At 66.1% G+C, this 2,254-nt stretch carries 2 protein-coding genes; both read left to right on the forward strand.

The window, feature by feature from the left end; translation table 11 throughout:
• Positions 1-128: 128 nt before the first annotated feature.
• A complete protein-coding gene (istA, locus tag JI746_RS27480; RefSeq protein WP_201693508.1) occupies positions 129-1,385 on the forward strand; it encodes an IS21 family transposase in 1,257 nt (418 codons plus the stop codon).
• A complete protein-coding gene (gene istB, locus JI746_RS27485; protein ID WP_330893095.1) occupies positions 1,385-2,191 on the forward strand; it encodes an IS21-like element helper ATPase IstB in 807 nt (268 codons plus the stop codon). Before istA ends, istB begins: the two co-directional genes overlap by 1 nt.
• The last annotated feature ends 63 nt before the right edge of the window (positions 2,192-2,254 follow it).

The raw sequence follows: 2,254 nt of genomic DNA on the forward strand, positions 1-2,254 counted from the left end.
TGTCAGGCGACACCAGAAACTGACCCCTTGACGACACGAGGAATTGACCCCCTTCGTGCAAGGAGGTCAGCGTGGAAGAGCTACTTAGGCAAAGTGTCTGGTCCGAGGAACTGCCGAGGGGCCAGGCGATGCAGACACCCGAGGACGTGCAGGGGATGCTCAAGCTGGCATCGCTGGGATGGGGTGCCAAGAGGATCGCCGCGGAGCTGGGGTGCAGCCGCAATACGGTGCGGCACTACCTGCGCCAAGGTGGGTGGCAGCCGTATCGGGCGCCGCCACGGGGTGGCTGCCTTGATCAGCACGCGCACTGGCTCGCAGAGAGGTTCTTGCAGCATCGCGGCAACTGCGATGTGGTGCGGCAGGATCTGCGGCGGGAGCTCGGGCTGCAGGTGAGCCTGCGCACCGTGGAGCGGGCAGTGGCCCACTTGCGCGGCCAAGTGCTGGCCCTGAGCACCGCCACGATCCGGTTCGAAACGCCTCCTGGCCACCAGCTGCAGATCGACTTCGGCAGCGTGCGGGTCTCGATCGGCTCCGAGGTCCACAAGGTGCACCTGTTCGTCGCCACCCTCGGCTACTCGCGGCGCACCTATGTGGCCGCCTTCCTGCACGAGCGCCAGTCGGCCTGGCTGCAGGGCCTGGAGGGAGCATTCGGGCACTTCGGCGGCCTCACGCGCGAGCTGCTGCTGGATAACGCCAAGGCGTTGGTAGAGGAGCACGACGTGCAGACGCGGGAGGTGCGTTTCAACGACCGGTTCCACGAGTTCTGTCGCTACTGGGACGTGCTGCCGCGAGCATGCGCTCCGTACCGGCCGCGCACCAAGGGCAAGGACGAGCGCGGCGTGGGGTACGTCAAGCGCAATGCCATTGCCGGACACCACTTCGATTCCTTCGAAGACCTGCACGGGCACTTGGATCAGTGGATGCGCGATGTCGCCGACATCAGGATTCATGGAACCACGGGCGAGCCGCCGATCGGGCGCTTCGAGCGCGAGGAGCGCGCTGCGCTGCGCGTGCTGCCAGCCAAGGCACCATTCCTGCAGGTGCGCGAGCTCACCCGCCGGGTGCACAGCGATGCCTGCGTGGAACTGGACACCAACCGCTACAGCGTGCCGTGGCGGCTCATTGGCGAGAGCGTCACGGTGAGCGTGGCCGACGGCCAGGTGCGAATCCACTACGCAGGCCAGGAGGTCGCCAGCCATGCGCAAAGCGTGCTGCGGCGCCAGACGCTGATCGAGCGCACCCATCTCGCCGGCATCGTTGGCGCGCACCTCGCGGGCGCGGCCTGGCTGCCCAGACAGACGGAGCGGCCGGCTTCATCGCCTCCGGCCCCCGAGCTGCTGCGACCGCTGCAAGAGTACGAGCGCGTGCTCGGGGGAGCCTGGTGATGGCCAACCCAAAGAAGGTCCCCACCGAATTGCCCAATGATCTGGAGCCGATGCTCACGCGTTTGAAGCTCACGGCCATGCGCGATCAGCTCGACACGCTCCTGGACCAAGCCGCCCGCGCAGAGCTGAATCTGCGCGAGGCGCTGGCGATGATGTGCACGGCCGAAATCGCCCGCAAGGACGAGCGGCGCATCCAGATGGGACTGAAGATCGCCCACTTCCCCTACGTACGCACGCTGGAGGGCTTCGAGTACGACGCGCAGCCCTCGGTCGACCCCAAGCAGGTGCGCGAACTGGCCGCATCGCGCTGGGTGGCCAACGGCGACAGCGTACTGCTGCTGGGGCCGCCGGGAGTGGGCAAGACGCACCTGGCGGTGGCCCTCGGCCGAGAGGCGATCACGCGCGGCTACTCCACGCTATACGTCGCGGCAACAGCGCTGGTCACGCAGCTCGCGCGCGCGCACGGGGACGGGCGCCTGGAAGAAAAGCTGATGTACTTCACCAAGCCGAAGCTGCTGGTGGTGGACGAACTGGGCTACCTGCCATTCGAGGCTAACGCCGCCCACCTGTTCTTCCAGCTTGTGAGCCGCAGGTACGAACGGGGCTCGATGCTGGTGACCAGCAACCGATCCGTCTCGGAATGGGGAGGCGTCTTTGGAGATGCCGTTGTGGCCACCGCCATCCTGGACAGGCTGCTGCACCACAGCCACGTGCTCACGATCCGCGGTGACAGCTATCGCCTGCGAGCCAAGCGCAAGGCCGGGTTGATCAATCCTCAACTCTCAACTGCAGAAACAGCCCATTAGGAAACAAACCAGGGGGTCAGTTTTGGATGTCGCCAGGGGGTCAGATTCTGATGTCGCTTGACA

The organism is Ramlibacter alkalitolerans, assembly GCF_016722765.1.
Taxonomy (GTDB): domain Bacteria; phylum Pseudomonadota; class Gammaproteobacteria; order Burkholderiales; family Burkholderiaceae_C; genus Ramlibacter; species Ramlibacter alkalitolerans.

What these genes read in the sequence shown, in the direction of transcription:
- istA (WP_201693508.1), top strand. Translation starts at nt 129, where the DNA reads ATGCAGACACCCGAGGACGTGCAGGGGATGCTCAAGCTGGCATCGCTG.
- istB (WP_330893095.1), top strand. Translation starts at nt 1,385, where the DNA reads ATGGCCAACCCAAAGAAGGTCCCCACCGAATTGCCCAATGATCTGGAG.